This is a genomic window from Nocardia tenerifensis NBRC 101015 (genome assembly GCF_000308715.1).
Lineage (GTDB): Bacteria > Actinomycetota > Actinomycetes > Mycobacteriales > Mycobacteriaceae > Nocardia > Nocardia tenerifensis.
In genome coordinates this window covers 1-25938 of record NZ_BAGH01000597.1, presented here as the reverse complement: position 1 = coordinate 25938, position 25938 = coordinate 1, and the positions used below count along the sequence as shown (strand labels likewise).

General features: G+C 67.1%; 31 protein-coding genes. 18 read left to right on the top strand and 13 right to left on the bottom strand.

The window, feature by feature from the left end; all coding sequences use genetic code 11:
- Positions 1-464 precede the first annotated feature (464 nt).
- From ON39_RS40625 to ON39_RS40565, 13 genes are all read left to right on the top strand, one after another.
- Positions 465-896: a hypothetical protein gene (locus ON39_RS40625; protein ID WP_146251425.1), complete on the top strand. Its 432-nt coding sequence runs from the start codon at positions 465-467 to the stop codon at positions 894-896.
- Positions 897-945: 49 nt separating this feature from the next.
- Positions 946-1251: a hypothetical protein gene (locus ON39_RS40620; RefSeq protein WP_157195620.1), complete on the top strand. Its 306-nt coding sequence runs from the start codon at positions 946-948 to the stop codon at positions 1249-1251.
- Positions 1238-1852 (top strand): O-methyltransferase, encoded by a 615-nt coding sequence (locus tag ON39_RS40615; protein ID WP_051187738.1) that lies wholly within the window; start codon positions 1238-1240, stop codon positions 1850-1852. The genes ON39_RS40620 and ON39_RS40615 overlap by 14 nt, the downstream gene beginning before the upstream one ends.
- Entirely contained in the window at positions 1849-2076 is a 228-nt protein-coding gene (locus ON39_RS40610) for a hypothetical protein (protein ID WP_040742195.1), read from the top strand. The genes ON39_RS40615 and ON39_RS40610 overlap by 4 nt, the downstream gene beginning before the upstream one ends.
- Positions 2077-2116: 40 nt before the next feature.
- Positions 2117-2764, top strand: a complete 648-nt coding sequence (locus ON39_RS40605) for a hypothetical protein (protein ID WP_146251426.1) — start codon at positions 2117-2119, stop codon at positions 2762-2764.
- Complete coding sequence (locus ON39_RS40600; RefSeq protein WP_040742193.1) at positions 2764-3180, top strand: hypothetical protein; 417 nt, start codon at positions 2764-2766, stop codon at positions 3178-3180. Before ON39_RS40605 ends, ON39_RS40600 begins: the two co-directional genes overlap by 1 nt.
- 307 nt (positions 3181-3487) lie before the next feature.
- Positions 3488-3715, top strand: coding sequence for a hypothetical protein (locus ON39_RS49385; protein WP_040742192.1), 228 nt, complete (start codon positions 3488-3490; stop codon positions 3713-3715).
- Positions 3712-4629, top strand: coding sequence for an SAM-dependent methyltransferase (locus tag ON39_RS40590; RefSeq protein ID WP_051187737.1), 918 nt, complete (start codon positions 3712-3714; stop codon positions 4627-4629). Before ON39_RS49385 ends, ON39_RS40590 begins: the two co-directional genes overlap by 4 nt.
- A gap of 34 nt (positions 4630-4663) precedes the next feature.
- Complete coding sequence (locus tag ON39_RS40585; protein WP_040742191.1) at positions 4664-5512, top strand: hypothetical protein; 849 nt, start codon at positions 4664-4666, stop codon at positions 5510-5512.
- The gene (locus ON39_RS46485; RefSeq protein WP_157195617.1) at positions 5509-6222 is read left to right on the top strand and encodes a histidine phosphatase family protein; all 714 of its coding nucleotides are present in this window, start codon (positions 5509-5511) and stop codon (positions 6220-6222) included. Before ON39_RS40585 ends, ON39_RS46485 begins: the two co-directional genes overlap by 4 nt.
- Positions 6219-7067, top strand: a complete 849-nt coding sequence (gene tmk / locus ON39_RS40575) for a dTMP kinase (RefSeq protein ID WP_211336518.1) — start codon at positions 6219-6221, stop codon at positions 7065-7067. Before ON39_RS46485 ends, tmk begins: the two co-directional genes overlap by 4 nt.
- On the top strand, positions 7064-7888 hold the full coding sequence (locus tag ON39_RS50290) for a DNA glycosylase family protein (protein WP_040742190.1): 825 nt from the start codon (positions 7064-7066) through the stop codon (positions 7886-7888). The genes tmk and ON39_RS50290 overlap by 4 nt, the downstream gene beginning before the upstream one ends.
- Positions 7860-9326 (top strand): B12-binding domain-containing radical SAM protein, encoded by a 1467-nt coding sequence (locus ON39_RS40565; protein WP_040742188.1) that lies wholly within the window; start codon positions 7860-7862, stop codon positions 9324-9326. Before ON39_RS50290 ends, ON39_RS40565 begins: the two co-directional genes overlap by 29 nt.
- Here the strand turns inward: ON39_RS40565 and ON39_RS40560 are convergent.
- The 5 genes from ON39_RS40560 to ON39_RS40540 all read right to left on the bottom strand — a co-directional run bounded on the left by ON39_RS40560 (position 9323) and on the right by ON39_RS40540 (position 13665).
- Positions 9323-9778, bottom strand: a complete 456-nt coding sequence (locus tag ON39_RS40560; RefSeq protein WP_040742186.1) for an NUDIX domain-containing protein — start codon at positions 9776-9778, stop codon at positions 9323-9325. The two genes, ON39_RS40565 and ON39_RS40560, sit on opposite strands and share 4 nt — an antisense overlap.
- 542 nt (positions 9779-10320) lie before the next feature.
- On the bottom strand, positions 10321-11253 hold the full coding sequence (locus ON39_RS40555) for an alpha/beta hydrolase (RefSeq protein ID WP_157195616.1): 933 nt from the start codon (positions 11251-11253) through the stop codon (positions 10321-10323).
- Positions 11254-11526: 273 nt separating this feature from the next.
- Positions 11527-12510, bottom strand: coding sequence for a nucleoside hydrolase (locus tag ON39_RS40550; RefSeq protein ID WP_083894990.1), 984 nt, complete (start codon positions 12508-12510; stop codon positions 11527-11529).
- Complete coding sequence (locus tag ON39_RS40545) at positions 12507-12971, bottom strand: hypothetical protein (RefSeq protein WP_040742185.1); 465 nt, start codon at positions 12969-12971, stop codon at positions 12507-12509. Before ON39_RS40545 ends, ON39_RS40550 begins: the two co-directional genes overlap by 4 nt.
- A 244-nt stretch (positions 12972-13215) precedes the next feature.
- Complete coding sequence (locus ON39_RS40540) at positions 13216-13665, bottom strand: hypothetical protein (RefSeq protein ID WP_246003247.1); 450 nt, start codon at positions 13663-13665, stop codon at positions 13216-13218.
- A 223-nt stretch (positions 13666-13888) separates the two neighbouring features.
- On the opposite strand from ON39_RS40540, the gene ON39_RS46475 reads away from it, so the two are divergent.
- Positions 13889-14794, top strand: a complete 906-nt coding sequence (locus tag ON39_RS46475; RefSeq protein ID WP_051187733.1) for a helix-turn-helix domain-containing protein — start codon at positions 13889-13891, stop codon at positions 14792-14794.
- A 5-nt stretch (positions 14795-14799) separates the two neighbouring features.
- Positions 14800-15201 (top strand): DUF397 domain-containing protein, encoded by a 402-nt coding sequence (locus tag ON39_RS40530; protein ID WP_246003248.1) that lies wholly within the window; start codon positions 14800-14802, stop codon positions 15199-15201.
- Between the two features lie 227 nt (positions 15202-15428).
- Here the strand turns inward: ON39_RS40530 and ON39_RS49380 are convergent, their stop codons facing one another.
- Positions 15429-15677 (bottom strand): hypothetical protein, encoded by a 249-nt coding sequence (locus ON39_RS49380; RefSeq protein WP_146251427.1) that lies wholly within the window; start codon positions 15675-15677, stop codon positions 15429-15431.
- Between the two features lie 694 nt (positions 15678-16371).
- Here ON39_RS49380 and ON39_RS49375 point away from each other — a divergent pair.
- The gene (locus ON39_RS49375; RefSeq protein WP_146251408.1) at positions 16372-16815 is read left to right on the top strand and encodes a hypothetical protein; all 444 of its coding nucleotides are present in this window, start codon (positions 16372-16374) and stop codon (positions 16813-16815) included.
- 118 nt (positions 16816-16933) lie between these two features.
- Here ON39_RS49375 and ON39_RS50285 read toward each other — a convergent pair whose 3' ends face one another.
- Positions 16934-17269, bottom strand: coding sequence for a hypothetical protein (locus ON39_RS50285; RefSeq protein WP_040742182.1), 336 nt, complete (start codon positions 17267-17269; stop codon positions 16934-16936).
- 238 nt (positions 17270-17507) lie between these two features.
- On the opposite strand from ON39_RS50285, the gene ON39_RS40515 reads away from it, so the two are divergent.
- Together ON39_RS40515 and ON39_RS40510 are read left to right on the top strand one after the other, a co-directional pair.
- Positions 17508-17840, top strand: a complete 333-nt coding sequence (locus ON39_RS40515) for a hypothetical protein (protein ID WP_083894988.1) — start codon at positions 17508-17510, stop codon at positions 17838-17840.
- Positions 17841-18248: 408 nt separating this feature from the next.
- On the top strand, positions 18249-19205 hold the full coding sequence (locus ON39_RS40510; protein WP_040742181.1) for a hypothetical protein: 957 nt from the start codon (positions 18249-18251) through the stop codon (positions 19203-19205).
- Between the two features lie 228 nt (positions 19206-19433).
- Here the strand turns inward: ON39_RS40510 and ON39_RS46470 are convergent, their stop codons facing one another.
- From ON39_RS46470 to ON39_RS40480, 6 genes are all read right to left on the bottom strand, one after another.
- The gene (locus ON39_RS46470) at positions 19434-20069 is read right to left on the bottom strand and encodes a DUF4913 domain-containing protein (RefSeq protein ID WP_051187731.1); all 636 of its coding nucleotides are present in this window, start codon (positions 20067-20069) and stop codon (positions 19434-19436) included.
- Positions 20066-21790: a type IV secretory system conjugative DNA transfer family protein gene (locus tag ON39_RS40500; protein ID WP_246003236.1), complete on the bottom strand. Its 1725-nt coding sequence runs from the start codon at positions 21788-21790 to the stop codon at positions 20066-20068. The genes ON39_RS46470 and ON39_RS40500 overlap by 4 nt, the downstream gene beginning before the upstream one ends.
- A complete protein-coding gene (locus tag ON39_RS40495) occupies positions 21790-22563 on the bottom strand; it encodes a hypothetical protein (protein WP_246003237.1) in 774 nt (257 codons plus the stop codon). The genes ON39_RS40500 and ON39_RS40495 overlap by 1 nt, the downstream gene beginning before the upstream one ends.
- Positions 22553-24187 carry a hypothetical protein gene (locus ON39_RS40490; RefSeq protein ID WP_040742178.1) on the bottom strand — a complete coding sequence of 545 codons (1635 nt, stop codon included), beginning with the start codon at positions 24185-24187 and terminating at the stop codon, positions 22553-22555. The genes ON39_RS40495 and ON39_RS40490 overlap by 11 nt, the downstream gene beginning before the upstream one ends.
- Positions 24184-25683: an SCO6880 family protein gene (locus tag ON39_RS40485; protein WP_040742206.1), complete on the bottom strand. Its 1500-nt coding sequence runs from the start codon at positions 25681-25683 to the stop codon at positions 24184-24186. The genes ON39_RS40490 and ON39_RS40485 overlap by 4 nt, the downstream gene beginning before the upstream one ends.
- A 71-nt stretch (positions 25684-25754) precedes the next feature.
- A partial coding sequence (locus ON39_RS40480) for a hypothetical protein (protein ID WP_040742176.1) occupies positions 25755-25938 on the bottom strand: 184 nt, incomplete at its 5' end.

Here is a 25938-nt window from a genome sequence, read left to right as displayed (position 1 = left end):
TCGGAAAAGACCGGGAAAAGACCGAGAAGAGGCAGGGCTACGACATTGAAAGGCCAGGGGCGTACCCGTGAGGCTGATCACAGCAGCACCCGGTGTCGGGTTTATCGTCATCACCTTCGATGGATGACGTGACACCCCGCCGACGCGGTACAGCTGTGTGGCCCAATCCTCGGAGAGCTCCGCGACCCTCTCTCTCCCCTCTGGGACACCGAGCCCGCGTCACTGAACCGTCCCCGGTGCCGGGTGCTGCCTACCGTTGATTTCCAGGGAGAGGTTCGGGCATTGCACAGCAACCTCGGCGGCGTTGCGGATCGCACCGATGACGTCCCGCGCCGACGAGTACGGTCTGGCCATCGGAACGCCGCGGACTAGGCCGAGCGATGCCCCGGCACGGTGGTGCAATCGAACCGACAGGCATCAGCGCGACGCTGCCCGGCGAGGTCGGCTCATCTCCGCGACCGTCGATGCCCGACTGGCATGAGGTATTCGCTGCTTTCCGTGGCGAGCTGGGGCACCGGCCCGGCGATCACCTGCTGACCCGGTGGGCGCAAGCCCTCGCGCAGCTGCACCGGCTGCGTACGGTGGACGCGGCCCGTGGCGAGGCGATCGATGATCGCCGGCGTGCGCTGATCGAGCTGATCGACGGTTGGGTACAGACCCATGTCCGGCCCCCGGCCAGTTTCACGGAGTCGGTGGGAGCATTCGTCGACGAGTTCGCCGAGGCCCATGTCGCAGGTGAGCGGCTATTGCTCACCGACGACGGCGTGACGGACGAGACCAGACACACTGCATGGACTCATACGAGCGAAATCGCTACCGACTGGGGCGATCTCGTCGACTATCTCATCCACGGTCAACCCTGCTGGCCGCCGCGCACCGATCGGCTGGGGCTGTGACATGGCGCTTCCACCGGAGACCGGCTACCTCCTCGCGCCACTGCTATCGGTGGCCATGGTGGTACTGGTGTGGCTACTCCTAGCGCCACAGCATGACCCGCAACGCTCATCAGAGCTGCGCGTCGACGACATCAAGCAACGCCTCTCCCACGACACACCACCGCGGCCATTGACTCGCACCGAGGCCGCGCGTGCCGCGCCGCACCACATGACATGCGGCAGCTGGTGCGACAAGCGGAAGGCCATCGACGAAGCGTTCGCCGACGTGCACCGCATCGCCCACCGCGAAAAGCGCATCACCACAACGATATTCACAACGGCTGTGCAGGAGGAACCCGACGATGATGATCGATGAGCTGTCGCTGGACGACATACCCCCACGAGTGCAGGCCGCCCACCTGGCGGCCGCGGCTGCTGATTACCAGTGTTCATGCACCAATCGCATCGGGGCGATGCTGCGAATGCTGGCCGCCACCAAACCGGGCGGGGTGATCCTCGAGCTCGGCACCGGCGCCGGCGTCGCAGCCGCCTGGCTGCTCGACGGCATGAATCCGGACGCCTGCCTGCACACCGTCGAGTGGGATTCGGTGAGTTCCGCGCGAGCCCGCCACGTCCTGCGCGACGACACCAGAGCCACCGTGCACTGCATCGACGCTCAGACCTATATCGATACCTATGACGGACCACTGTTCGATCTGATCTTCGCCGATTGCGCTCACCCCCTCGGCCCCGTCGTGGATCTGCTGGCCCCCGGCGGTCTCTATGTCGTCGATGACCTAATGCAGCAGACCAGCTGGGAACCCGGCGAGCAAGCCCGCGTCGACCAGCTCGTGCGCGAACTGCGCGCCGACCCGCGCCTGCACGTCATGTCGATGAGATGGGATAGCGGACTGCTGATCGCCGCGCGGATCCAGGACTCGCCCTATGTGGCGATCCGGCCACGGAGGAGCGCGTGACCGACAACCCGGCCGCGGTGAACCACACCACCGCCTGCGCGCAGGTGTGGCGGGTGCTGTTCACCGCCTCTCTGCTGATCCAGGTGATCTCGATCGGAGTGCTGATCACGATGTGCACCGGATACGCCGAGGGCCCGCTATCGAGTGCAGCCATCGCGAGCACCGCTGCCATCAAAGCCGTCGCGCTGTCGCGCACCATGCTGAGCCACAGCCGAAGTCGATGAACCCCCAAGAAACCCACGAATTCATCCAGGAGGATGCACATTGAGTCGAACCGCGACCAGCACGTTCGAGCGCCATCGCCGCGCTGTGCGCGCCGGGTACGGCCTGCGACGCAAGCACACGGCCACGGCCGATGATGTGTGGGAGCTGTACGCCCCGCGCGGCGGGCGGGCGGTGGTGTGCGGGTCGCCGGAGCAGGTGGACGAGTGGCTGGCCCAGCAGCCAGCGCCTCAGGACGATCCGCGCTGGCTGGCGTGGTGTGAGTGTGTCACCGAGCGCGCCGACCATGTGCGGGACACGATGCTTCACGGCATCGAAAACCCCTGGGGCCCGGAAGGTTTGGCCGCCGCCGAGCGTGCCACGCTGGCGCTTCTCCCGAACGTGAAGGCTTTTCTTCACCTCGATCACCGCCGGACTGTTGAGGACATCGCGAGCTATCTCGGCGAGGTGTTCCGGCGCCGCTTCGGTGGCCGCTGGGTCAATCAGCCCCATCAGGACGTGTGGGGTGTGGGATATGGGCCCGTCGTCGTCCTCGATGTGATCGATATGCCCATCGAGGCACACATGCTTGTGCTCGAGGCGGTGATCGAACGGTGTGGCCGGAGCTGGGCCCAAACCTGGGCGCTCTGCGAGAAGCCCGCGGCCTACACGAGCGCTGCTCAGGCTTTCGGTATCGGGGAGTGGGCGTAATGCGTCCGTGGCCGCGCGTCAAAGACAAGGGTGTCCGCTCGTTTCTCACCTTGCCCCAGGTGGCGGAGGTGACCGGTCAGCCCTATACGAAATTGCTCCGGTTGTGGAAGACGGGCGGGCGGATGCCTTCTCCCGACATCATGGTCGGCCGTCGGGGGGGTTGGTCGCTGCCGTGCGCGCAGTACTGGAAACAGCTCGAGTTCGGCCTATTTCCGCGCCCCGCGTGTCTGCACACCGTGACCATCGGCACCATCGCCGCCCAATACGAGGTTCAGTGGTGGCAGGTCTGGAACCGGATCGAAGTCGGTGTCATCGATGAGCCGGCGGTCTGGCTGGACGGGCAGCCAGGATGGTTGCCCCGAGTGCGAACCTCCAGCACGACGGGCGAAGCGGCAGAAAGCGAGACGAGCCCATGAAGGCCCCGAACGCGAATCCGCCTGCGCGCCAGCGGAATCCGTCGGCGCCTATACCCACTATTGATCAGGGCGCCGGGCCGTGGATCACGACCGCTCACTGCGGTTGGTTCCGCCTGGATTCCCACGGCGCGGTAGCCAAGGCGCGCTGTCCGGGACTGTTCTGCGGGCAGCTGGTGGCGGTCGTCGACGGCGTCTTGGCCGCCCACTCCCACGCCAACCACCCCGCCGCGTGCGCATGGGCCGGAGTCGGCGTCCGCCCCATCTGCGGCACGGTCCGGAAAAATGCTGCACACCAGAGGAATTCGGCATGATCGGGATACAGTCAACCTCTCTCGGTGATGAGTCGGCGCGGTGGTTCATGCGCGATACCGGGACGGTGCATCTGCTCAGCGTCCGATGCGGCGCGAAGGTGACGACCTTGCCGAGCCAGCCCCAGCTCGAGGAATACCGCGAGTTGTCTGCGCCACTGCGCGCGGAGATCCGGCGCCGGGTCGACAACGCCGTACGGCCCGCGCACACGACGCCGGCCTCGTGAGCGAATCGAACGTCAACGAAGACGACGAGGACGCCGAGGCATCCGATAGCTGGCTGGCGAGCGGATCGCCCGTGTATGTGGACGAGAACCATCTGTTGCGGGACAAGCAGACCGGGGTCTGCTACGACTCGCGCTCGGTGAGCATGGCGCGCGTACACAACCTCTGGCACGGCGGCAAGGACTACTACTGGGTCGACCGCGATGTGGCAGAGTCGATTGACGATTCCGGTGTTCTGGCCGCAGCAGCGGCGGCCGCGCGAGCGTGGCAATTCCACACCACCAAACACCTCATCCGCGAACACCAGATATCGCAATTCTTGGACCTGGGCGTCGGACTGCCGCCGACACCGTATCTCCACGAGGTCGCGACACGAGTCGACCCAGAGGCCACGGTCGTCTACGCCGACTACGACCCACTAATCGCCACCTACGCGCGCGCCCTGCTCGATAGCCCGCCCGATGCGACGTATCTGCACGGCGATTTCACCGACCCGGCCCAGATACTCAAGCAGGCAACCACCCTGCTGGACTTCGCGCATCCGGTGGCGGTGTCGCTGGTTTCGGTGCTCGAGTACATGCCCCCCGGCGACCCGCACTCGATGTTGAGCATTCTGCGCGCTCATCTCGCACCGGGTTCGTTCCTGCTGCTCGCCAGCCTCACCGACCGGGCCAGTACCCGCACCGCGGCCCGGTCCCGGCATGAACTCGAAGAAGCGTTCCGCGTCAACGGGGTGGCGTTCGTCAATCGCAGCCACGCCGAATTCGCCGCGCTGTTCCAGGGGCTCGACCTATTGCCTCCCGGTGTCGTGCCCGTCGGCCAATGGACCGCCACCCCCGGCAAGAAGCCACGCAAAACCCGGAAACGTAAGTCCAGCGACCTGCCCTGCTACGTCGGCCTCGCACGCAAACCCTGACCGCCGACACCACCAACTCACCGAAAGAGAGACCGTGACCCACGAGACCGAAACCGTCCCCGCCAAGCGGGATCACCTTCCGCCGCTGCCGACTACGCGCGAGCTGCTGGATGCGATGGCCGGGGTCATCCCGGAACGCCACCCGGCCAGGAGCGTCCTGTGCGCCGCTCTCATGCTCGCGCGCATCGACGACTACACCAACCCCGACATCGTCTACACCGACGACGATTACCAGTACGAAGGCTCGGTGGTGCTGGGGGAGATCGGGATCGCCGACATCACCACGGGCGGGCGCGCGCACCTCATCAATTGCATCGACGCTGCGGCCCGCCGGTACGGCAACCCCTACGGGCGGGTCATCGACGCTGTCGCGCGCGCGTGGTGGGAGTACCGACTCGCCGCGCGGTATTTCGCCGAGGGTCTGCGACCCGGCGACCAGACCGAGCGCGCGAAGGTCGACGCCTGGCTGACCAACGCCCGCCGCGCTGTGGTCGTCGCGTGCGCGGACTACCGGCGCCTGCTGCGCGGCCGCACCTGGATCAGCGGCCCGCCCCGCGAGGGTCAGAGCGTCGTCCAAGGATTCCGTCCCATGTCACCGGCCACCGACCCGGACCTCATCCAGGCCGCAGCGACTATCAAAAAGGCGCTCCACGAACGCGACATCGCAGCACCAGCCCACGAATTCGACTGGATGCCTCCATATACGAAAAACACTCTGCTGCGCAACGGCATCCGCCACATGGTCGACCTCGCTCAGAAAACCGACAAGCAGCTACTCGCCATCCCCGGCCTCGGATGGACGAGAGTCGCGGAACTGCGCGAGGGCATCACGAAGTGGACGACGGCCGCCGACCCGGCCCTCCTCCGAAAGGGACGAGAGTGAGCGATCAATTCGAGCGGCCCCAACAGCAGCAGGGCAGACGTGGGTTGCGGGTGCTGCTCGTGCGCCATGGCGAGTCGGTGGCCAACGTCAAGGACGTGGTGGCAGGCCAGCGCACGTGCCAAGGTTTGAGTCGACTCGGCCATGCCCAGGCCCAGGCCGTGGCCGAACACCTCGCCACCGAAGAAGCAGGCAGGATCGTCGCGGTCTACAGCACTCCACTGCGACGAGCCGTGCAGACCGCGGAGCCGATCGCGCGGGCGTACGGGCTCCCGGTGCTGCGCAAACTTGCCGCACCGTATTACGGTGCCGCGGAGGGCCAGCCGTGGATGAGGGTGCTGGCCAGCCATGATCCGCCGATCGCGCTGACTCCCGACCGGCCGATCGCCCCCGGCGCCGAGCCGTGGTCGTCCTGGGTTGCTCGGCTCGGTGCGAACTTCGAGCGGATCACCCGGAGCCACCACGACGGGCAAACCGTCGTGCTGGTGTGTCACCGGGAATCGATCCTCGGGATCGAACAGTACCTGTATCGGGCGCTGCACTCGCTGGCCTATGTCACCGCGCCGGCCGCCAATTGCTCCATCACCTCATGGCAGCGACAGCGAGTCGGGCCGAAGGCGTCGCGATGGGAGCGCAAGGGCCACAACTACATCGACCACCTCGCTTCGCTTTCACCCATGCGTGCGGGCTCGGTTCGCGGGAGCCGATCATGAACGATCGGGACCGGGGCAAGCGTGCGCTCGGTCCGCAGTGGGACGAGGTGGCGTCATGGCTGAGTGCGCTGCCTTTCGGGCTCTGGCACACCGTCGTACTGCTGGGTGCCATGGCCGGATTATGGCGGCTGCGGTGGTTCGACGACGACTGCTCCGGCGGACCGGGCGCGGGGGAGAGCGGTGGCGCTGCACCGCGTGCGGCGAACTCCGGCGTCTTGGTCACCATCGATGGGGCCGGGGGCACCGGCAAGTCGACCGCGGTGGCGGAGACGGCGGAGTACCTGCGCGGGCTGGGTGTGGCTGTGCACAGCACGCGTCAGCCGAGTGCGAGCGAGCTGGGTTCCCATATCCGCTCGGCGACCGACACCTATCGGGGGATGGCGTTGGCGTGTCTGGTCGCGGGGGACCGGCATCATCAGCAGGCCGTCGAGATCGAGCCGGAACTGGCGGCGGGCCGGGTGGTGCTGTGTGACCGGTATCTACCTTCGTCGCTGACGTTACAAGTGCTCGACGGCGTGGCGCCGGAGACGGTGTGGGCGTTGAACACTGGTGTGCGGGTGCCCGAGGTCGCGGTGGTGCTGCGCGCGGACCCGGACGTGATCAGCGAGCGGGTGCGTGCTCGCGGCGCGCACAACCGGTTCGAGCGTGCCACCGACTTCGCCGCCCGCGAGCTGGCAGTGTTCGATTCGGTCGCCGAGGATCTGCGCTCGAGGGGGTGGCCGGTCCATGTCATCGACTGCACGCGGCTCTCACCGCGCGAGACTGCCGTTGCCGTTGCCGAGCTGATCGTTCCACTGCTCGGCAACGCGCCGAATGATCCGAAAACCGAAGGGAGACATGCATGACCTGCACGATCATGACCGACCATCTCGGCTGGCAGCGCACCGAGGACAGAGTCGTCTACCGCGCTCTGCCCAGCGGCGACGACGCTGTGTTGTTCACGCTCGCCTTCCCCGCTGCCGGTGACGGTGCCCGTGACCTCCAGATCCATCCCGGTGGCGAGAAAAGCCGAACTCGGTGCGCGACCGTCATTCCGTCGTGCGCGTTGGCGGGCCCGGAGGATCTGGTGGCACCGCTGCGGGCCGCTGGCACGGTGATCCGTGTCGCCAATCCATCATTGTGGGACGCGCTCGCGACCGCGATCATGCGGCAGGTGATCCAGGCCGGTCACGCCCGCGACCGCTACATCCGCTTCTGCACCGCCTACGGCCAGCCAGCGAGCCGCGACGGACTCACGGCGTGGCTGTTCCCCAGCCCCGAGCGGATTCTCGCCTTGTCCGACAACGATTTCCGGCGCGTCGGGGCCGCGTTCCCGATGCCGGCGTTACGTGCGGCCGCCCGCGCCTACCTCGACCACGGCGAGAAATGGAACGAGACCGACGCCGTCGATCTGGTGCCTCTGTTGCAGCGGGTGCCGCGGATCGGGCCGTGGACCGCCAAGGCGGCCTTGGCCGACCATACCGGCGATTTCGCGCTCTACCCGTACACCGACCTCGCTGTTCAAACCTGGGCGCGCGCCTTGAATCCGGACCGGAAGTGGCCCGAGTCGCCGTCGGCGTTCAAGACCGCGTGGGAACAGATCGCCGGAGACCATCTGTCCACGTGGACACTTTTGACACTCGCATGGGGGATCAGCCATGGAAAACCCGCTCGCTCCACGTCATGACCTGATCGTGGGAGCCGACCCGCGCCACAGCCTCGACATGGTGATGATCAACGCGCCGCTGCGCGACTATTCGCTGCGTCCGCGCGTGAACGACTTCACTCTGCCGGTGCTGGGCATGGCCTATATCGCCACCTACGCCGCCGCCCACGGCTACAACATCGGCGTGCTCGATGCCGAAGCTCTCGGCCTCGGTATTCAGCAGACGGTCGATATCGTCAACGCCGCACGGCCGCGCTGGGCGGGCATGAACCTGCTGGCGCCGACCTATGAGATCTCGGCGACGATCGCCGCCGGCCTGGCACCCGATATCCGGCTCATGCTCGGCGGGCACCAGGCCAAGGCGATGCCGACCCAGATCCTCACCGACCCGCGGATGAGCCGCTGCGCTGCCCTGGTCCTCGGCGAGGCCGAGACGCGCGTGGTCGAGCTGCTCGCTGACCACCGTGCCCGCGCGCAGCTTCCGGCCGTGATGTGGCTGGACCCGGTGCTGAAAACGCCGGTGACCGGCGGCATGCCGGGCATGGGTCACCATCTGGCCCCGCCGGTCGACGAGCTGCCCTTCGTCGACCGCCGCTACCTGTGCCAGGACCCGCATGTCGAGTCGGCCCGGTGGGAGGCGAACATGGTCGGCGCGCGGGGCTGCCCCTACAACTGTTCGTTCTGCGGCGCCGCGGTGTCGGCGAACCCCGACGTCACGATCCGAACCCGCAAGCCCGACAACATCATCGCCGAGATGTGCCAGCTACGCGAGGACCAGGACGTGACCGCGTTCCGGTTCGTCGACGATCTGTTCCTCGGCGCACGACGGGTGATCGAGACGATGATGGGCGGGTTCAGTGCCGAGCGAGTGGGCGAGTGGGCGTGCTGGGACGCCACCGGCCGCATCAACGTCCTCGACCGAGCCACCGACGCCACCCTGAACACCCTCGCCGACAACGGATTACGGGAAGTCGCGCTCGGTGTCGAGTCCGGCAACGAGCAGATGCTGGCCTACATCGACAAACGGATCACCCCCGGCATGGCGGTGCGGGTGGTCGAGCGGCTACTCGACCGCGACATCAGCGTCAAAGGCTATTTCATCCTGGGCTTTCCCGGTGAAACCACGCAGCAGATGGACGACACCGACGCCCTGATACACCGGCTGTGGGAGGCGAGCGATCACCGGCCGGGGCGGTTCCGCGCCAGCGTCTTCGAGTTCCGTCCCTACCCCGGCACCCCGGAATGGGCGCGGCTGATGGCCACCGGCCGCTACACACCCGCCCAGCTGCTCGACTACGCACCGGTCGACCTGACCGCCGGCGGCGTCGACGAAACCATGTACGGCCGCGACGAATTCAACTTCTCTGTCGGGATCCAGCTCTCCGACGCCCCGATCAGCTACCTGCGCGACAAACTGAGCACTCTGTCCCGCACCCAGTACGCCCGCCTACACGCCTAAACCGCCACCGGTACCCAGCCGTGCTCGCTGAACGCCACCGCATCGCCGTCGAGGTAGGCGCGGATACCCACGGCTGGGTACTCGATCACATCCAGCTCGTCCACCTCATCGAGCCGCACCCAGCGCAGACCGCTGCACTTGTCGGGCTCCCGATTCGTCGGCTCGCCGTGCCACCGCCGCGCGTGCAGGAACAACCCCAGCCGAGGCTCAGGCCCGGACCCCGCCACATGCGTCACGTGGACCACACGCAGATCAGCCGGATCGATCACCACCCCGACCTCTTCGTAGGCTTCGCGCGCGGCCGCCGCGGTGACCGGCTCAGCCGCGTCGAGCTTGCCCGAGGGGAGATGCCAGCGTCCCGAGAACGCGTCGCTCCCGCCCCGCTGCGTCAGCAGCAGACGATCGCCGTCGACGAGCAGGATATGGACGTCGATCAGGTGGCGATCAGCCATCAGGGCAACTCCTCGAAACGTCGGCAGTCGGCCGGAAGACTACTACGCCAACGCGACGGAGCCATCGAGGCTCACGGGGACGCGCGGCCGCCGGATTCCCGGTGGGCCCTCTCGAACAGCGCGATCCAGCTCCACCACGACCAGCCGGATAGCCACTCGTATTCCCGGACAGACTCCATACAATGGAGCCTGTCCGGGCAGCTAGTTGATCAGTCTGGCGATGGGGGGATTATGAGCGCCGCCCTACTGGCAGCACTGACGGGGATCGTGGGGCTGGCGATCGGGCGGCTGTGGGACATGAGATCCGAGTCCGCTCGATGGCGGCGAGATCAGAAGACGGCCTGTTATCAGCGTCTCGCTGAAGAGATTCGTCGCCGATGCCCCGGTCGTGGGGCCAGGCGAGCATGGAAGCACGGTGTATATCGCCTACGGCCCGGACGGGTCGTACTACAAGGCGCAGGTCGACTACACCTCACCGCAGCACGCGACGCTGCCGGGCGGTGCGGCCCTGCCACAGAAGTAGGAGCCACCGCCTACACCCCTTACTCGGGCACGGTGGCGTTCATCCAGTCGATGACCACGTGGTGCAGTTCGTCGGCATTGGGCGCGAGCAAGGACATGTTCCCGGCGCGGGGTTGGACATAGGTCTGAAGTTGTGCCGCCGGGGCGAAATAGGGGGCCTCGGCGGCGTGGAGTGTGGCTGAATCCTGGCAGACGGTTCCGCAGCCGAGGCGGTCCTCGCTGCCGGCGGTGATCAGCACCGGTACGGTGATCCGGCTGGTGGGCCCGGGAAGGGTGGCGGTGAGCCCGTCGGGCCATTCGGCGATCGAGAACACATCGCGCGTCGCTTGCGCCGTGTCGACGACCTCCGGATCGACGTCCGGGCCGAAGTACCAGCGTTTGGCGTAGTCGCTGGTGAATTCCAGCGTGAACCAGCCGGGCCCGAAGCCGCGCCCGGCGAAGGGCTCGACCGCGGCCGCCGGGCGGAAGTCCGGCAGCGCCTGGATCGCGACCGGTGGGTCGATGCTGTGGGAGTACCCGGTCAGCAACATGCCGTCGACGTCGTGATAAGTCGAGGCCTCCAGCACCGAGACGCCGGAGCCAACCGCATTGCCGGCGAGGACGACGCGCCGATACTGGTGATCGGTGGTCCCGTGGCGCAGCGCCTGGACCACCTCGTGGACTCCCTGCGCGTCAGCGGTCGCGGTGGTCGCGGCCGGGGGCTGGTTGCCGGGCGTGGCACCGGAAATCGGACCGAGCGCCAGACCGTTGCCCGGCCGATCGAGAGCGAGCGTGGCAAAACCGGCACGTGCCATGGCCAGCTGGAAGCTGTACCGCTCGCGCTGATACGGGAAATCCCAATAGCTCCGGTTCGCCGCTGACCCAGCCACCAGCACCAGCACCGTGTCGGTCCGGGTGACTGGCCCGCACAGTTGCCCGATCAGATTCCCACCGGTCGACACCGGCACCGCCACCGTCTCGCACCCGCCTGCCGGGGTGTCGTCGTCGGCGTAGGCGAGTCCTGGGACTACGCCCAGGACCGCGGTCACGCCGAGCGCGACGACCGATAGCCAGCGAGTCGAGTTGCGTGCATCCTGCGAAGACATCAGGCCCATCCTTCCGAGGCTCTTGGTTTTGCGTAGGGGATTCGTGCGGCGCCCAAGCCGGTCGCCCGATAGTGAGGTGCACCGCTCCGCCCACTATCACCGCTGGGCGGAGCAAGGCTGCCGCATCGTATGCGTGTCGGATCATTGCTCGATGGATTTGCGCAGCTCGGCGGCTAGTGCGTGGAGAGTGCTGCGCGAGCAGTCCCAACCGGGAAGTCGTACCGGTCCGCCGTCGCGCAGAGTGGTGCGTACCCAGGTGAGGAAGCCGGGGTAGTCCACCGTCGAGGACAGGCGCGCGATGTGTCCGGGGCCCAGGTGCATCTGCCCGTCGGGGTCGAGCCAGAATTCGCGATGTTCCAAGGAGACGAAATCGCCGCGCAGCGCGGCGAAGGTCAGCGGATCGTGCAGCATGCTCGCGGGATGGAACCGGTCGAACCACTGCTCGAGGTGGCGGGCGATCAACTGCGCCCACGGTTTCCGGGAGGCAGCGAGCATACGGTAGATCGGGCTGTCGGCATCCACGGCGAGAACCGGAGTGAAGGTGTGGTCTGCCAGCACCAGCGCCAGGCTCTCCACACGGTCGAGGACTGTGCGGACCGCTGCGGGATCGAGCCGGAAGTTGTGCTCGGCCTTGTCCTGCTGGCGCTCGAGCGCACCGCCCATCTGCCAGATCCGCAGCCTCCTCGCCAGGCCGAGCGGTTCGCTTCGGCCGGCGTCGAACTCGAGCAGCTGGGCCAGGTCGGTCATCGGCCCGATTCCCAACCAGCGCAGCGGTTTCGAAGACTCGGCACCACACACGGTGGCGACGGCGGTGTAGAGGTCCAGGGGCCACGCGTGCGCGCCGGGTGGGATGAGTCCGTCGGCGGCCCAGTACTTGCTTTCACCGAGCGTGGCACCCGCCGCTACCACGACCTCTTCGCGGCCCAGCAGATCCAGCAGGTGGCGGGCGAACATCGAGCGCCTGCCGTCGGGGAGTTCGTCGGCGGTGATGACCAGCTCCAGCCGTGGTTCGGTCATCGCGGCCAGGGCCAGCGTGATCGCGTCATCGGGGTCACCGCCCACATCGGTGGACAGGATGAGGGGGCAATCACGCAGTGCTACAGGCTTATTGGATGCGCAGGTCATGATCGGTCGACCTCCGGCAGGGCCTCTGCGGCTTTCAGGACGACGCACACCACCGTGTCGAAGTCCGGGCGGGTGGTGCCGATCGGTTCTTCCAGCCACGAGCGGCGTGTATCGGCCGGGCCCGGTAGAGGAATCAAAGCACCTTGCACGGTGCGTATGGCCTGGACCTTGAACCGCTTCGACAGGATGTGGACCGGGCGGGGATCATCGCGGCGGGCGGGGCGGGTGACGAAGGTCAGGAACTTGGTCTCGTGGTTCTCGATCGTCGGTGTGGCGAGCCTGCGGCGGCGCAATTCCTGCCGTACCAGTTCCCCTAGTAGGCGAGGCATCTGGATCGTGTCGATCGATCCGGCCCGCAGCAGGATCTGCTGGTGGTTGTCGACCTCGGCGCCGAGGAACCGGTTCTCCGCGATGTAGCGGGCGCACCGGGCCTCGACGGACTCGGTCAGGGTAGTAGCCATAACTCCTCGCAGGGCATTCGATGATCGGGAAGAAAGCCGTCGAAGATCCCGACGGCGGTGATCGCGGGGTTGTGGCCTTGGGACCACTTCCGTAAGAAGTTCTCGACCGCAGTACGGCAGCCGCGGTAGTCGAAAACCCAGTCCTCCCACTGGAATCGGAGATGAACATCGGGTTCGCTCGGACACGGCGACTCAGTAGCCTGCGAAGAGTCGGCGCCATGCTGGGCCGGGAAATCGGGGTGGGCTAACGCACTAGCCATCGCGGAAACCTCCGTCGGTGGGATAGGTGCTGGCCCCGGCCGACCGGCAGCGGGGCGAGAAGGCAAGGGACTTCCAGGACGTCGGCCACCGCCAGCGGAGCTCGGCCCAGACCGAGATCGTCGAGCCAGCCGATCACCTCGCCCCACAGCGGATCGTCGTCGCTGGCCGGGCGGGGGAGGGGGAGTGTCTCGGCCAGATGGATCGCGGCCAGAGCTTGCCCTGTGGTGAGCGTGCGCCCGCGCAGGTGTTCGACCACCCATTTGTCGTCGCCGACGGAGACCGCGGAGACGTCGGTGGAGTCGCTCGACATGCTCCGGTGGGAGACCAGCTGGATGCTCATCGTGCCGCCCGCGCCCGGCCGCGAGGGTCGCAGGCGCAGGGGCCCGCCACCGTGTTGCCCGAAGTCGTACTGAGATTCGTCGTCATCAGTCACCACCTGCACTGGCCGTGTCGCGGAGTGCCATAACTGCAATGTCACTCTGCTCTGCTCAGTGTCAGAATGTCACAGTGACAAGCACAGTGCAATGTAATCGGCGAAGTTCGAGACGGCGTTTCGCTCGACCCACCCTTGTACCGGGCCCTACGGGCGGCGTATCTCGTGACAGAATGCGGGTTGTGACAGACCGTCACTGTGCGCGAGAGGGGGTGTGACCGGGATGGCTCGACCTTCGTCGGCGGCCGATGGTTACCGAATCTCGCCCTACAGTCGGCGCCTGCATCTCGGCGATCGGCTACGCACCCTGCGCCAAGAGCAGGACCGCTCGATCCAACAGGTCGCCAAGGACGCCGCCATGGATCGCACGCTGCTGACTCGCATCGAGACCGGGCAGCGCCGCGTCACCGCCGACGTCAGCATGAGAATTGTCGAAAACCTCGGCGTGGAGCAGCACTCGCCACTGTGGCAGGAGTTCTACGCCCTCGCCCGCGACGCAGCACAGCAGGGATGGTGGGAAAGTCGCGCCTTCCGAGGTCTGTCGGAACGACAGGCGCGCCCCGCCGATCTCGAAGCAGGCGCAAGCCGAATCCGCTGGTACGACTTCGCTTTGGTCCCCGGACTGCTCCAGTCCCCGGCGTACGTGCGGGCGCGCCATGACGCCACGGTCACCGACGACTACTCCTCGACCAACCCCGTCGAGATTCGCGCCCGGCAACGTCGTCAGCAGGAAGCACTCAGCGAAGGCGGTCCTCGGATCGAGGTCGTTGTCGAAGAGACCGTCATCCGACGCCGGCTGGTTCCTGGCCCAGCGATGCTCGAGCAGTTGGAGCACTTGCTGAAGCTCGTGGATACGTGCGACCGGATCGATTTCCGCATTCTGCCGGTGGAGGGTGAACTGCTCGGCGTGAAGGCACCCCGCTCACCGATGTCGATCTATGAGTTCGCCGCAGACGACCCACCATTGGTGATCGCCGAGTCGCTGACCGACGACGCGCTGCTCCGCGATCCCGACGAGGTCGCCCGCCACGTCCAGCTTTGGCGACGTCAGCACGAGATCGCCCTGCCACCGCACGAAAGCCGCGCCCTCATCGCCCGGAGCGCCGAAGTTCTCGCAAAGGAGTTGTGAAGCTAGTGAAGACCACGATCGAGACCGGGCACCTACCCCTCGACGGCTACGTCAAGGCGTCACTCAGCGACGGCGGAGGGAACTGCGTCCTCGTCCGCCGAAGGACCGGCGAACAGGCGGTCTTCATCCGTGACAGCAAATACCTGCGCGACCCGCACAACCGGCCCGAGGTCGAACCGGTTATCGAAATGCCGTCCGCAGCGTGGGCCGGATTCCAGTCCACTGTCTTGGAGGGGGCGCCCACCTCGCCCGACTCGGGCCAACCCACTCTCGAAGAAGTCGGCGACGGTGGGGTGATCCTGCGCGGAACAGACGGGACACGCCTGGCTTTCACGGCCGAGGAATGGAGCGCCTTCAGGGCAGGGCTCGCCCGGGGAGAATTCGAGCCGCGGCCGATCGCCGCATAACAGCGGCGTCCGCGCTCTCGGTGGCTGCGCACCCGGTAACAGCCACGACACCGGCCGCGACCTGCATAGCGTCGACATCGGTCGTGCCCAGCTGAGCGGCCAGGCCCCGTTCCAGCTCCTGTGGAATAGCTGCCGCCTCGGCCAGCGCGCGCACGGCCGCCGGGTTGCGGCGATGCATGCGTGGCTGCTCGGTGAGCGATGTCAGGCGTCGGGATGGTGCTCAGCGTTCATGATCGAGTCCAAGTGAGTTCTGGTGAGGAGCCCGACAGGCTACATACCGCGACCAGTCTGGTGTTGTCGATCGCCGCGGATCGGACCACGAAGTCCCGGTGGGTGATTTCCATACCAGGGTAGGTGACGTTGTCGATAGAAAGCGCGGTCTCGACGGATATTGCTTTTGCTGATATTTGGTCGAGACGGTCCGATTCGGCTTCGGGAGAAAATCTGCTCAACGCACGCGCGGCGAAATCCGCCACTGTGTCACTCTCATCGAGGAGGTAGGTTTCGACGAATACACCTGAGAGGCTGCCGCGGATGGCGACTGACCGCGGCATCTGACGATTTCGGCCGGATATGGTAATTGCGAACGGTTCAGACCTCGCTGGTAGGGCGACGGGTACACCCAATCGCGCTGCTGCGTGTTGCGGACTTTGCGGTACAGAACGAGGCGAAGGCGGACCGGATGATATATACATAGGTCCGCTGAATTCTGGCATGCCGAATACTCCTTCGTGTCTTTCCGCTGCTCGAGCATCCACGATAAGCCCTGTCTCGCATATCGGTAAAGCGGGCGCTCGCGAGCGTAGACCGAGACTGGCACGGGGGTGTCTACGAAGCGAGCCACGGCCAGCGCGGTGAACACCCCCCGGTCAGATACGTCTCGACGGTTCGGTCCGCGAGGGTAGGTCGGCTCGAGTGGATGCGTCTGCGCCGTGCCCACGACATGTCACAATCCGGGCCAATCCGAAAGGTGTCGCGCCTTCGGTCCGACCCCGGAGTCGATCCGGAAGACCATGCGCACAACATGTGATATACATCACACATATCCGCTGGAACCTGTCTGACCGCAAGTGCATCTAAACAAATGTCAGAGTCTCTCGTGCTCGCATCCGAAGGGGGATGGGAGCACGGGATACGCGTTGGTCGATGTACCGACACAGGGGGACACACATGTACAACAAGTTCGCTACTCTCGCGCTCAGTTCTGCCAAATTGAGGCGGATAGCCGCAGTAGCTGTTATCTCGGCTGCAACACTGGTCGCAGGAACCGGAATTTCGGACGCAGACGCTCCAGCGAAATGCGGACAGGCAACGTGGTCGGTCGAAGATCAAGGAAATGGTCGCGTCAAGTTCAAAGTCCAGTTCGTTTCGGCTATGGGGCCGATCACCGGGGGCGTGATGGAGTTCGGCTGGCAGAATCTCCACAATGGCCTGCGCGGCGGCCATACGTTCGATCACGCCGTACCGGTGCTGGCCCCCAACACCGTATGGAAGGACTCGTACACGGATACGACTGGCTCCGGTGAAGTAATGGGCTCGCTGACCGGCACGATGTATCTCGGAAACACCGACTGCGAAACACCCCCGATCACGGGATCGTTCACCGTAGGGTAAAAAGCCAGTCCAGGTGGCCCCCATTCACTTTCAGAGCGAATGGGGGCCACCCCCAAACAGAATTTACAAAAGAGGAGGCACTCGGCTGGGTTGGAGGACAAAGGCCAGCGAGATGTCCTCATGCCGCGCGGGCTCGGAAGTTGCAGCTATGGCAGTACCAGGCTCGCTCGCCGGCCATGTGTGCCTCGTGTAGCTGTTCGCCGCACTCCGGGCACAGGGGAGGGCGGTCGTTGGCCCATCGGTCGACCATGTCGACCAGGCTGTTTCCACACCCTTTGACGACGAACAGTACGGCGGAGCGGTCGTAGAGCCACATCGTCGTGTGTTCGGTGGCCTGCAGCGCGCGGATTCGTGCGGCCTCGACGAGTTCGTCGACATCGCCGGAGCCCAGCTTGGTGACCAGCACGCCGTGACCGGGGTACGGGGTGTGGGCTTCCAGGTAGAACCGCGACATTCAGCTACCTCCAGAGGATTCCGTATCGACCGGAACCAGCCCGGCCACCGGGACAGGGAATGGGTAGCGGCCTGGCGCGTCGGCCTGGATCGATTCGACGATCGCGGTACTCACCGTCGACCTCCAAGACTTCGACGACACAGGCCCCGCCAGCCACCAGCAACACATGAGCACCCTCATCCGCCACGGCCCCCAGCCCTCTCCGCTCGACCGGCCAGTGTATGGAAATATAGCAAGTATGTTCGAATACTGGAGTGATGAGTTCTCGGCGTCGCTCCGCCGTGTGATCGATCCCCCCGCGCCCGTTCTGGTCGATTTGAGTGTCGCTCTCGCCCCGCAGGGCCCCTTCCGCCGGGATCAAGTGTCCCTGAGAATCAAGCGCGCCGGCCTCGACTGCACGATCAAAGTTCCCGGCCTGCTCTACGCCTGGGCCCAGTGCGCCGACAACTCGTGGATCGGGCTGGTCGGATTCGCCATCCCGACCGCGAATGGGCGAGGTCGAATCGAGACCCGCCAGTGGACGGTCGCCACCGCATTATCACGCGGTGGCGATCCGTCACTTCGAGGTTAGTCGTAGCGGAGTACGTCTCGCGTCTGGACATTGACCGGACAACCGGTCCGCCGGGTGCAACCGCAGCCTCGGAGCCCGCGTCGACAACTGATATGACCGATCAGCAACCGCCCCCGACACCGGCCGCCGATGTCCGCCCGAGCAGTCCTTCGACACGATGGACCGCAGCGCGAACCCGGCTTGCGCTGGCCCTCACCTATGGGCACCCGAGTGTGCGCCGCCGCACTCGTCGCCAGTTATGGAGCCAGTCGAGCTCCACGGACATCGACGTCGAGCACGCTGAATTACCCAGCGTTGCGACCCGAACCGTGTACCCCGGGTGGTCCCGCTGTGGAGTGCCTTCCCAGGAGCCGACCCCCCGGGGTCGATAGGCTTTCGAGTGGGTCTGGCGAGGAGGAGGTCGGCGCGATGGCATACGTCCGTCTGGTTGATCCGGACTTCTGGTGGCTGGTCAGGCGCGAGCAGGTTCCCCGGCTCGAGGACCCCGACCTGGTCGACGGCCGGGTCCGCTGGCCCGATCGCGACCGTGTGAACTGGCAAGCCGTCGCGGCCGCCGTCGATACGATCGCGGGCCTGCTCGACGAGCCGGGGCCACAGGGCTGGCCCGTCGACGAGGTCGGCGCCGCGTTGATCCCGTGCGATCTCGCCGAGCTGGGCGAGACCGAGTCCGGCATCGTGCGGAGCTGGTTCATCACCCCGCCGGTGTTCGACCCGTGGGATATAGACCTGAACGACGGACGGCACCGGCTGTGGGGCGTGTGGTCGGTCGCCCCGGCGGCGCGGGTACCGGTGCGGTCGGAGATTCTCGGCTACGCGAGGGCCGTGGAGATCAGTCGCAGCGATGACTACTGCGAACGGCTGAGCGGGGTGCCCTGGTTCGACTCCTCACGTGGTGCCAACCGCCGATACGCGTTGACTGTCGCGCGGGCCATGCAGGGGCTACTTCCTGGAGGGGAAGCGGACTCCGACCCTCCCATCGAGCGTCCGTTGGGAACACCCGTGGGCCCAGATCCGGCCGTGCTGGAGACCGCACCCGGTCAGAAGCTGGCGGTTCCCGGGTCCTTCTCTCAGCGTGCTCGGCTGTATCCCGTTGAGCTCTGGCAGCTTTCGGACGGTCGCCGTATCGCCATCGTTTCCGAGACGTACACGGCAAGCTCGCCGGCCAACGCGTCCGAGAGCATCATGGCCGCGGTCGGTAGGCAGTGGCCGGGCGCTGTGGTGCTCGAGCATTGGCTCCCCGATCCCAGCGGGCTCGTGCGTGGCGCCGAGGGCAGGCACGGCAGCTATTGCTGGTCTACCGGTAACGGCGGCTACCGCCAGCCCGATCTCAGCGATCTGCTGCGCCACGGGCTCGACCTGCGCTGAGGTTGTCGCTTCGATCCCGGATATCACTGAACACGGGCCCATGTAGCCCAGCGCGTGCGGCGGAGCGCGGACGAAGGGAAGGCGCGAGTGGCTCCGGTCTGGGGAGTGGGCCGGAGGTTCACCGCGCCTTCCCTTCGTCGGGGAGGCCGTCACCGCCGTGGCGGAGGGCCGAGGGGAGTAGTTGCCTCCCGCCGCGGCTGGTGACGGCTTGGCTTGGGGGAGAGGGGTTTACGGTCTGAAGCCGGGCGGGATCACCGGGACGAACGTCGCTTCGGGGTCGTGTTTTCCGATGCCGCAGGCGTGGAAGGGGCCGGTGGGGCTGGTCAGGATGTTGAACAGGGGGTAGAAGAAGTCGCGGAAGTACACCGCCATGGCGGCGCCGTCTTGGACGACGGCTTCCAGCCATGCGCGGCGCAGCGCCCACAGCACCGTGACCGCTTCGGGGTGTTCGTACCATTCGGTGCACCAGCAGATCGCGCCGTTGGCGGTGCTGGTGGGCGAGCGGGGCAGCTTGCGCTGGGCCCAGTCGCCGATGGTGTCGATCACCCAGCCCAGCAGCACGTCCATGTCGATCGGGTCGGACTCCGGGGCGGGCGCGGCCGCGCCGCCGGCCACGCCCGGGTTCGTGGGTGCGCTGGCCGCGGGGTCGGCGGGGGCGGATGCGGCTATCCGCTCGGCGAGCACGTCGAGGGCGGCCTCGAAGTCGTCGAGGCCTTGGGCGGAGCGTTCGGCGGTGGCGTCGACGCGCTCGACTTTGGTCGAGAGCAGCCGGTTCTGGGTACGCAGTTCGACGAGCGCTTCGCTGAGCGCGGCGAGCTGCTCGCGCAGTTCGGTGAGGGCGGTGTCGGAGTCGCCGGGGCTCATGCCGCGTCCGCTTTGGCTTGTTCGTCGAGGCGGCGTCGTAGTGCTTTGGCGACCGGGTTGTCCGGGCCGAGGTGTTCGATGGCGGCGTCGCGGACCTGCTGGGTGGCTTCGTCGCGGACGCGTTCGATGTCGCCCTTGTCGGGCTCGGTGTACCAGGGGATGAGGTCGATGAGTACCGGGCGTGAGGACTGGCGGATCAGTAGTGCGTGGTGCTTTTTCATGGCGGCGATGTGTTCGACGGGCATGATCGGTTCCAGCGAGCCGCGGTCGTTGGAGGTGGTGATACCGCCGGGGCCGTGGGAACGGCGGCGCTCGCGGGGCTTGTACTGGCCGACCAGACCGGAGATCTTGCGCAGGAACGGCTCGTCCTGCAATCCGGCGCCGAGGATGCGCACCGTGGCGGCGCCCCACAGCGCGGCGGCCTCGTCGGCGCCCCAGGTGGAGATGATCTGGGCTTCGGATTGGAAGATCGTGGTGACGGCCATCGATTTCGAGCCCAGGTGTGAGGCCAGCTTGGGCAGGCGTTTGATCTTGCAGATGTTGGCGCATTCGTCGAGGACCAGGGTCAGGGGCGGCTCGACGCGCCCGCCGTGGGCCGAGGCGGCGAGGTCGCCGAGTTCGAAGATTTTGGCGACCATGGCCGCGATCACCGCTCCGGCGCTGCCCGATCCTTCCTGGGTCATCAAATACAGGGTCGGGGCTTTGCCGTCGTCGAAGGCGAACAGCGACCACGGATCCAGTTCGCTGATCTTGGTGAGCGACACTTGCTCCCAGGTGTTCGGCGGGGTGATCCAGCGCAGGGTTTCTTCGTCTTGGATCGAGGCCAGTGCGGTCTGGGCTTCGCCGTAGACGCCGCCGCGGGTTTCTGCGGGCAGATCGAGCACGGCGGCGAACGCGTTGCCCGCCCGGCGGTTTCCGTGGGCGTGCAGGATGTCGATCGGTTTGTCGGAGTAGGTGTCGATCCAGTCCAGGACATCGCGCATGCTGCGTTCGCTCAGCGCGGCGGCCAGCAGCGCCCATGACAGCAGGTTTTTGCCGGTCGGGGCGAAGAAGGGGTCCTCGTTCTGGCCCGAGCCCGCGCCGCGGTTCTCCTCGATGAAGTGCTCGGCGATCTTTTTGGCGTCGCGCAGGGTCGTGATGCCGGAAAGGATGTTCCACCACCAGGTTTGGGCGGTGTAGGCGATCTGGCTGGGGTCGAAGACGAAGACCGGGCCGACGTTCTTGCGCAGCGCCCCGGTGAGGATCCACAGGTCGGGCTTGTTCGAGGTGGCGATCACCGCGCCGGGTGCGGACAGGATGCGCGGGACCGCGACGGCGGAGGTTTTGTTGCTGCGTGGGCCCATCAACACGATGGTGAAGTCCTCCCAGGAGGCGTAGATCAGCTTGCCCAGCAGGCGACCGATCAGCGGGGCGAGCTCGCGCATGGACACGCCTTTGGCCGAGTCGATGGAGGCGCGCAGACCGACGCCGCGCTGGGCGGCGTTCTTGGCGAGCATGTCGGGGATCTGGGACTTGTCGCGCAGCAGCTTCTCCGGCGTCTCGCGGGGCCAGGCCTTCCACACCATCCACCCCGCCGCGGCGGCGAGCAGGCACGCCAGCACGGCAACCAGCCCGATGACCAGCCAGGAGGTGCCGTTGTCGTGGATGCGGTAGATCCCGAGGCAGATTCCGGCCACGACCAGAATCGTGATCCATACCCAGGCCAGCGCCGAGTCACCCATCACGCACCCCTGCGCAGGGCGCCGATGTGCACCACCCGCACCGCCACGCCCGTGTCGTGTGCTGCCCGCAGCAGTTCGGCGCGCAGCGCGGCGGCCGCACCCGCGCTGCGCGTGCCGGGGACCTGCACGAGGAAGATCTCCGCAGCGGAGGCGAGCGCGGCCGCGGTGAGCACCGGCGCTTGGTCGAGTCCGGGTGCGGGAGCGGCCTGCGGGCTCAGGGCGGCCAGGATCGTGCTGTGCTCGAGAGGGAGGATGGCTTGGCGGACCACGGCCCAGATCGCGGCCTGTTCCCCGGGCGGGGATTCGCCGAAGGTGTCCAGATCCGCGATCGGGCCGTCCTCGCCGCGCCGCTCCAGCAGCCGGTAGGCCGGATCGAGGTCGCCGGTGTGGATCCAGTCCAGGACGTCGGTGAGGCTGCGTCGTCCGCGTACGGCGGCCAGCAGCAGGTTCGCGGTCAGCAGCGAGGCCTCCGGGACGAAGAACAACGCGCCCTCGTCGTCGACGACGGAGAACAGCGCCTCGGCGACGCGGTCGGCATCGGCCGCATCCTCGATCCCGGCCAGCAGATCCCACCGGAATGTGGTTGCCGGGCCGGGCATTTCGGGGTTCCACACCAGCCCTTGACCCCACCAGCGTTGTGGCAGCACCGCCACATGCTCGCTGACCGTGATGACCATGGCGGTGGATGTGCCGCCGGGATCGTGATGGGACTCCGGTGTGGCGATGACCTCGCGCATCATGATCCTTTCCCGAGTCGGTCGTTCATGCTGCATGGCTGCTCCGTCCTGTACCGGAATCGCCGAGTCCGGCGAATGCTCCGTCGGTGTTGTAGAGCTCGAGTTCCTCTGGTGTCAGGTCGACGTTGACCGGCAGCCCCATGCGGGAACCGGATTTGATGAGGTACTTGCCGCGGCCGGGATGACGTTGGCCGGGCACCCAGGTCGGGGGCGCGGACCAGCGCGTCACCAGTTCCTTCTCACCGCTGGTGAACGGGGAGATCGCGTGCAGGCGTTCCATTTCGGCGTTGTCGAGCCCACCGATGACCTTGATGGCGTTGCGGGCGACCATGCCCTTGGCCTTGGCCCGGTCGGCCTCGGTCGGCAGCGCTTCCAGGTCGGTGATGGAGTGGGTGGACTGGGCCGAGACCACCCCGCGCGCCCGGTTCAGCCGGGTCATCCGGTCGGATTTCTCCACCAGCCCCGGCGCCGCGCGCAGCGCCCGCCACAGCTCGTCTTGGGGTTGGAAGACGTTGCGGCGGACTCCGGCGGCTTGCTTGCCCTCGATCAGGCCCGCCGACCACGCCCACGCGCACATCATCGCCGCGGCGACCACGTCGTCGCCGTCGTCCTCGACGGCCTTGAGCGACAACGACACCGCGGGCAGATCGGCGTCGACGGAGAACGAGGAGGGCCGATCGAACATGCCGCGGATCGGTCCCTCGCACAGCAGCACCAGCGTGTTGCGCAGCTCGCGGATCTCGCGACGGTATTCGTACTCGTCGCGGGCGGCGACCACGCGCAGCAACGGTGTGCCGGCCGTGTCGAGGATGGTCACCAGTTCGGGAATCGTGGGATCGGACAGGCCGTAGAGCTGGCTGGCGGCGTCGGCCTGGTCGACGGCCATGGCCAGCAGCAGCCGCTCGGTGGCGGTGAGATCCTGTCCGCCCACGATCGTGATCAGCGACTCGAGCAGATCCAGTCGGCGCCCGCGCGCCTGGGAGACCAGCTGCTCGCGCGCGGTGCCGACCGCCGCGCCGATCGCGCCGCGCAGCGGCCCCAGATCCAGAGGGTTGAGGCTGTGCAGGCCGCGCCCGATGCGAAAGACCTTGCCCTCCAGCGCTTCCACGACCGGGGTGTACTCGTCTTTGATGTCGCCGGGGATCACCGCGGCGAACCCGAACGCGACCAGCCCGACCAGCAGCCGTTTGAGGGCCGAGGATTTGCCGATGCCGGGTTGGCCCTGGCACCAGATGCCGGTGTTGGTGACCAGGCCGTCGACGAGCCACTGCGAGGGATCGAGCCCGATCGGCTCGGCGGTGTGCAGGTGACGCCCGAACGGCACGCCACGCACCCGCGCACCCGAGGCGGCCGGAAACGGGTACAGGCCCTGGACCTGAGTGGTCGTGCCCGCATACAGCCTGCCCGCGTCGACGTTGTGGGCGTAGCCGCCGAAGGGCCGGTTCTCCCCGCGCGCACCGGGGAGCGGCGGCAGGGAAGCGAAGGGCGCGAACGGGTTGAACGGCGCCTGCCCGGGTTCGTGCGGGTCGGCCGTTTCCTGCTTGCGGTAGGCCGGGATGAGACCGAGTTTGGCGAGCCAGCGTTCGGCCAGCCCCGCCTGGCCTGCGGCGTTGTGCAGGCGGGTGAGGGCCTCGGCTTCGGTGACGCGTTCGGCGCTCATGCCAGCCACCGCTGTGCCGCGCTGCGCGAGAGGCCGTCTGTCGGCACGATGCCGTAGCCGAGGGAGGAGGCGAATGCGGCCGGTTGCGCGCCGCGAACCCGGCGGAACCGCAACTTGGTGTTGGCGATGCGGTCTTCGACGTCGGCACACGCGGTGGCCAGGGTTTGCTCGTTGCGCACCGTGGTGGTGACATACATGGTGAACCGGCCCAGGCCCGCGCCCATCGACTCTTCTTGCGCGGCTTTGCGGGCGCGCGCCCGGTCGTCGTGTTCGCGCTGGGTTTCGTCTTTTTTCGTCTTGGCGTTCCACAGTCGCCGGAAGGTTCCGGCGCGGATCTCGCGCTCGACGATCTCGGCGGCGGCCGCGGCCCGGTAGGGCCGGTAGACCATCGAGAAGCGCCTATAGTATTTTCCGGGGCTGACCAGTTTGAGCAGGATGTGGTGGCGCACAACGCTGCTGGGCATGCCCTTGAGCACCCAGGTCACCGAGTAGCCGGAGTCGTGGTAGTAGACGTCTTTGGTGGTTTCGGTGCGCAGCGGGCGGGCGTCGGTCCAGTCCAGCAGCTCATCGGTCTGCGTGTCGGGGGTGTCGGACAGGAAGATGCGGATGGCGGGATCGAAGGCGGCGCGCAGGTTGCGGATCACCGAGGCGGTGCTGGCGCGTTCGGTCACCGTCGCTCCGGCTGCGGCGAGGGCGGACTCGATGCGCGGCAGCCACCGCACGACCTCGGCCGCGCCCTCGGACAGGGTCGCCGGTTGGGGAGAAGCTTTGGACAGGTCGAAGTTGACCGTGACCCGCATCTGGATATCGGCGGTGGTCGAGCGGGACTGGCTGACCGCCTTCTCCATGATCGTTTTCGCCAGTTCCGGGGCGTGGCGGCCGTCGCGGTGCATGCGGGCCAGGGTGTAGGCGCGCTGGTCGACGCCGCCGGTTGGCGAGGATTCGCAGGTGAATACCACCGAGGAGATGATCGGGGTGAACCCGAGATCGGCCAGCCAGTTGCCGTAGTTGCGGACCCAGGTGTTGGTGTCGGCGCTGTCGGCCAGGGTGATGCCAACGGGGGACACCTTCAGCACCGCCGAGAGGATTCCGGTGCGCCGGTTCCAGATCAGGCACTGGGTGCCGCCGCGGCCGTCCTCGACGGTCAGCGGCATCAGCGGGGCCAGCACCCCGGGCAGGTTGTCCCCGCGCGGTACCTCCTCGAGCACGTCGGCGGCGTAGGCGTCGCTGTTGCGGCAGTTGCCCCACCACGCGCGCACGGTCCATGTGGCGTGCTCGACGGCGGTGCGCCGGGTCTCGCCGACCGGGACGATCGTCAGGGCGAGCACGGGGACGGCGAGGAACGCTCCGACGAAGGCCAGGAAGAGGTCGATGAACGTGGTGAACGCCAGGATCACCACCGTGGCCAGGACGATGGCCGTGCCGCTGGCTCCCAGCCGGCCCAGGCCGAAGCCCCGGACCTCTCGGAACCCGCCGTAACCGGGTGTATCGCTCATCATGTGCTCCTAACGTGTGTCGCGGGCCTGGCGGTGTGGGTATGCGCGGATGCGCGCAGATGTGCTGGTGCTCATGGGCGTTGGGGTCCGAGGTCGTCGCCGCTCATCTCCGTGCCGAGTTCGTCGGCGGTCTCTGCGGCCGACCCGGCCGCCGAGATCCCTGCCTGGATCGCCAGCGACGCTCCGCCGGTGGCGGCCGCACCCGCGGTCCCTGCCGCTGCGGCGGAACCGCCCCCGGCCGCCCCGGCGGCCGCG

Excerpts from the sequence above, each read along its gene's own strand:
- ON39_RS40625 (WP_146251425.1), top strand. The coding sequence starts at position 465 with ATGCCCGACTGGCATGAGGTATTCGCTGCTTTCCGTGGCGAGCTGGGG.
- ON39_RS40615 (WP_051187738.1), top strand. The coding sequence starts at position 1,238 with ATGATGATCGATGAGCTGTCGCTGGACGACATACCCCCACGAGTGCAG.
- ON39_RS40600 (WP_040742193.1), top strand. The coding sequence starts at position 2,764 with ATGCGTCCGTGGCCGCGCGTCAAAGACAAGGGTGTCCGCTCGTTTCTC.
- ON39_RS49385 (WP_040742192.1), top strand. The coding sequence starts at position 3,488 with ATGATCGGGATACAGTCAACCTCTCTCGGTGATGAGTCGGCGCGGTGG.
- tmk (WP_211336518.1), top strand. The coding sequence starts at position 6,219 with ATGAACGATCGGGACCGGGGCAAGCGTGCGCTCGGTCCGCAGTGGGAC.
- ON39_RS50290 (WP_040742190.1), top strand. The coding sequence starts at position 7,064 with ATGACCTGCACGATCATGACCGACCATCTCGGCTGGCAGCGCACCGAG.
- ON39_RS40565 (WP_040742188.1), top strand. The coding sequence starts at position 7,860 with ATGGAAAACCCGCTCGCTCCACGTCATGACCTGATCGTGGGAGCCGAC.
- ON39_RS40560 (WP_040742186.1), bottom strand. The coding sequence starts at position 9,778 with ATGGCTGATCGCCACCTGATCGACGTCCATATCCTGCTCGTCGACGGC.
- ON39_RS40550 (WP_083894990.1), bottom strand. The coding sequence starts at position 12,510 with ATGACCTGCGCATCCAATAAGCCTGTAGCACTGCGTGATTGCCCCCTC.
- ON39_RS40545 (WP_040742185.1), bottom strand. The coding sequence starts at position 12,971 with ATGGCTACTACCCTGACCGAGTCCGTCGAGGCCCGGTGCGCCCGCTAC.
- ON39_RS46475 (WP_051187733.1), top strand. The coding sequence starts at position 13,889 with ATGGCTCGACCTTCGTCGGCGGCCGATGGTTACCGAATCTCGCCCTAC.
- ON39_RS49375 (WP_146251408.1), top strand. The coding sequence starts at position 16,372 with ATGTACAACAAGTTCGCTACTCTCGCGCTCAGTTCTGCCAAATTGAGG.
- ON39_RS50285 (WP_040742182.1), bottom strand. The coding sequence starts at position 17,269 with ATGTCGCGGTTCTACCTGGAAGCCCACACCCCGTACCCCGGTCACGGC.
- ON39_RS40515 (WP_083894988.1), top strand. The coding sequence starts at position 17,508 with ATGTTCGAATACTGGAGTGATGAGTTCTCGGCGTCGCTCCGCCGTGTG.
- ON39_RS40510 (WP_040742181.1), top strand. The coding sequence starts at position 18,249 with ATGGCATACGTCCGTCTGGTTGATCCGGACTTCTGGTGGCTGGTCAGG.
- ON39_RS46470 (WP_051187731.1), bottom strand. The coding sequence starts at position 20,069 with ATGAGCCCCGGCGACTCCGACACCGCCCTCACCGAACTGCGCGAGCAG.
- ON39_RS40500 (WP_246003236.1), bottom strand. The coding sequence starts at position 21,790 with ATGGGTGACTCGGCGCTGGCCTGGGTATGGATCACGATTCTGGTCGTG.
- ON39_RS40495 (WP_246003237.1), bottom strand. The coding sequence starts at position 22,563 with ATGCAGCATGAACGACCGACTCGGGAAAGGATCATGATGCGCGAGGTC.
- ON39_RS40490 (WP_040742178.1), bottom strand. The coding sequence starts at position 24,187 with ATGAGCGCCGAACGCGTCACCGAAGCCGAGGCCCTCACCCGCCTGCAC.
- ON39_RS40485 (WP_040742206.1), bottom strand. The coding sequence starts at position 25,683 with ATGAGCGATACACCCGGTTACGGCGGGTTCCGAGAGGTCCGGGGCTTC.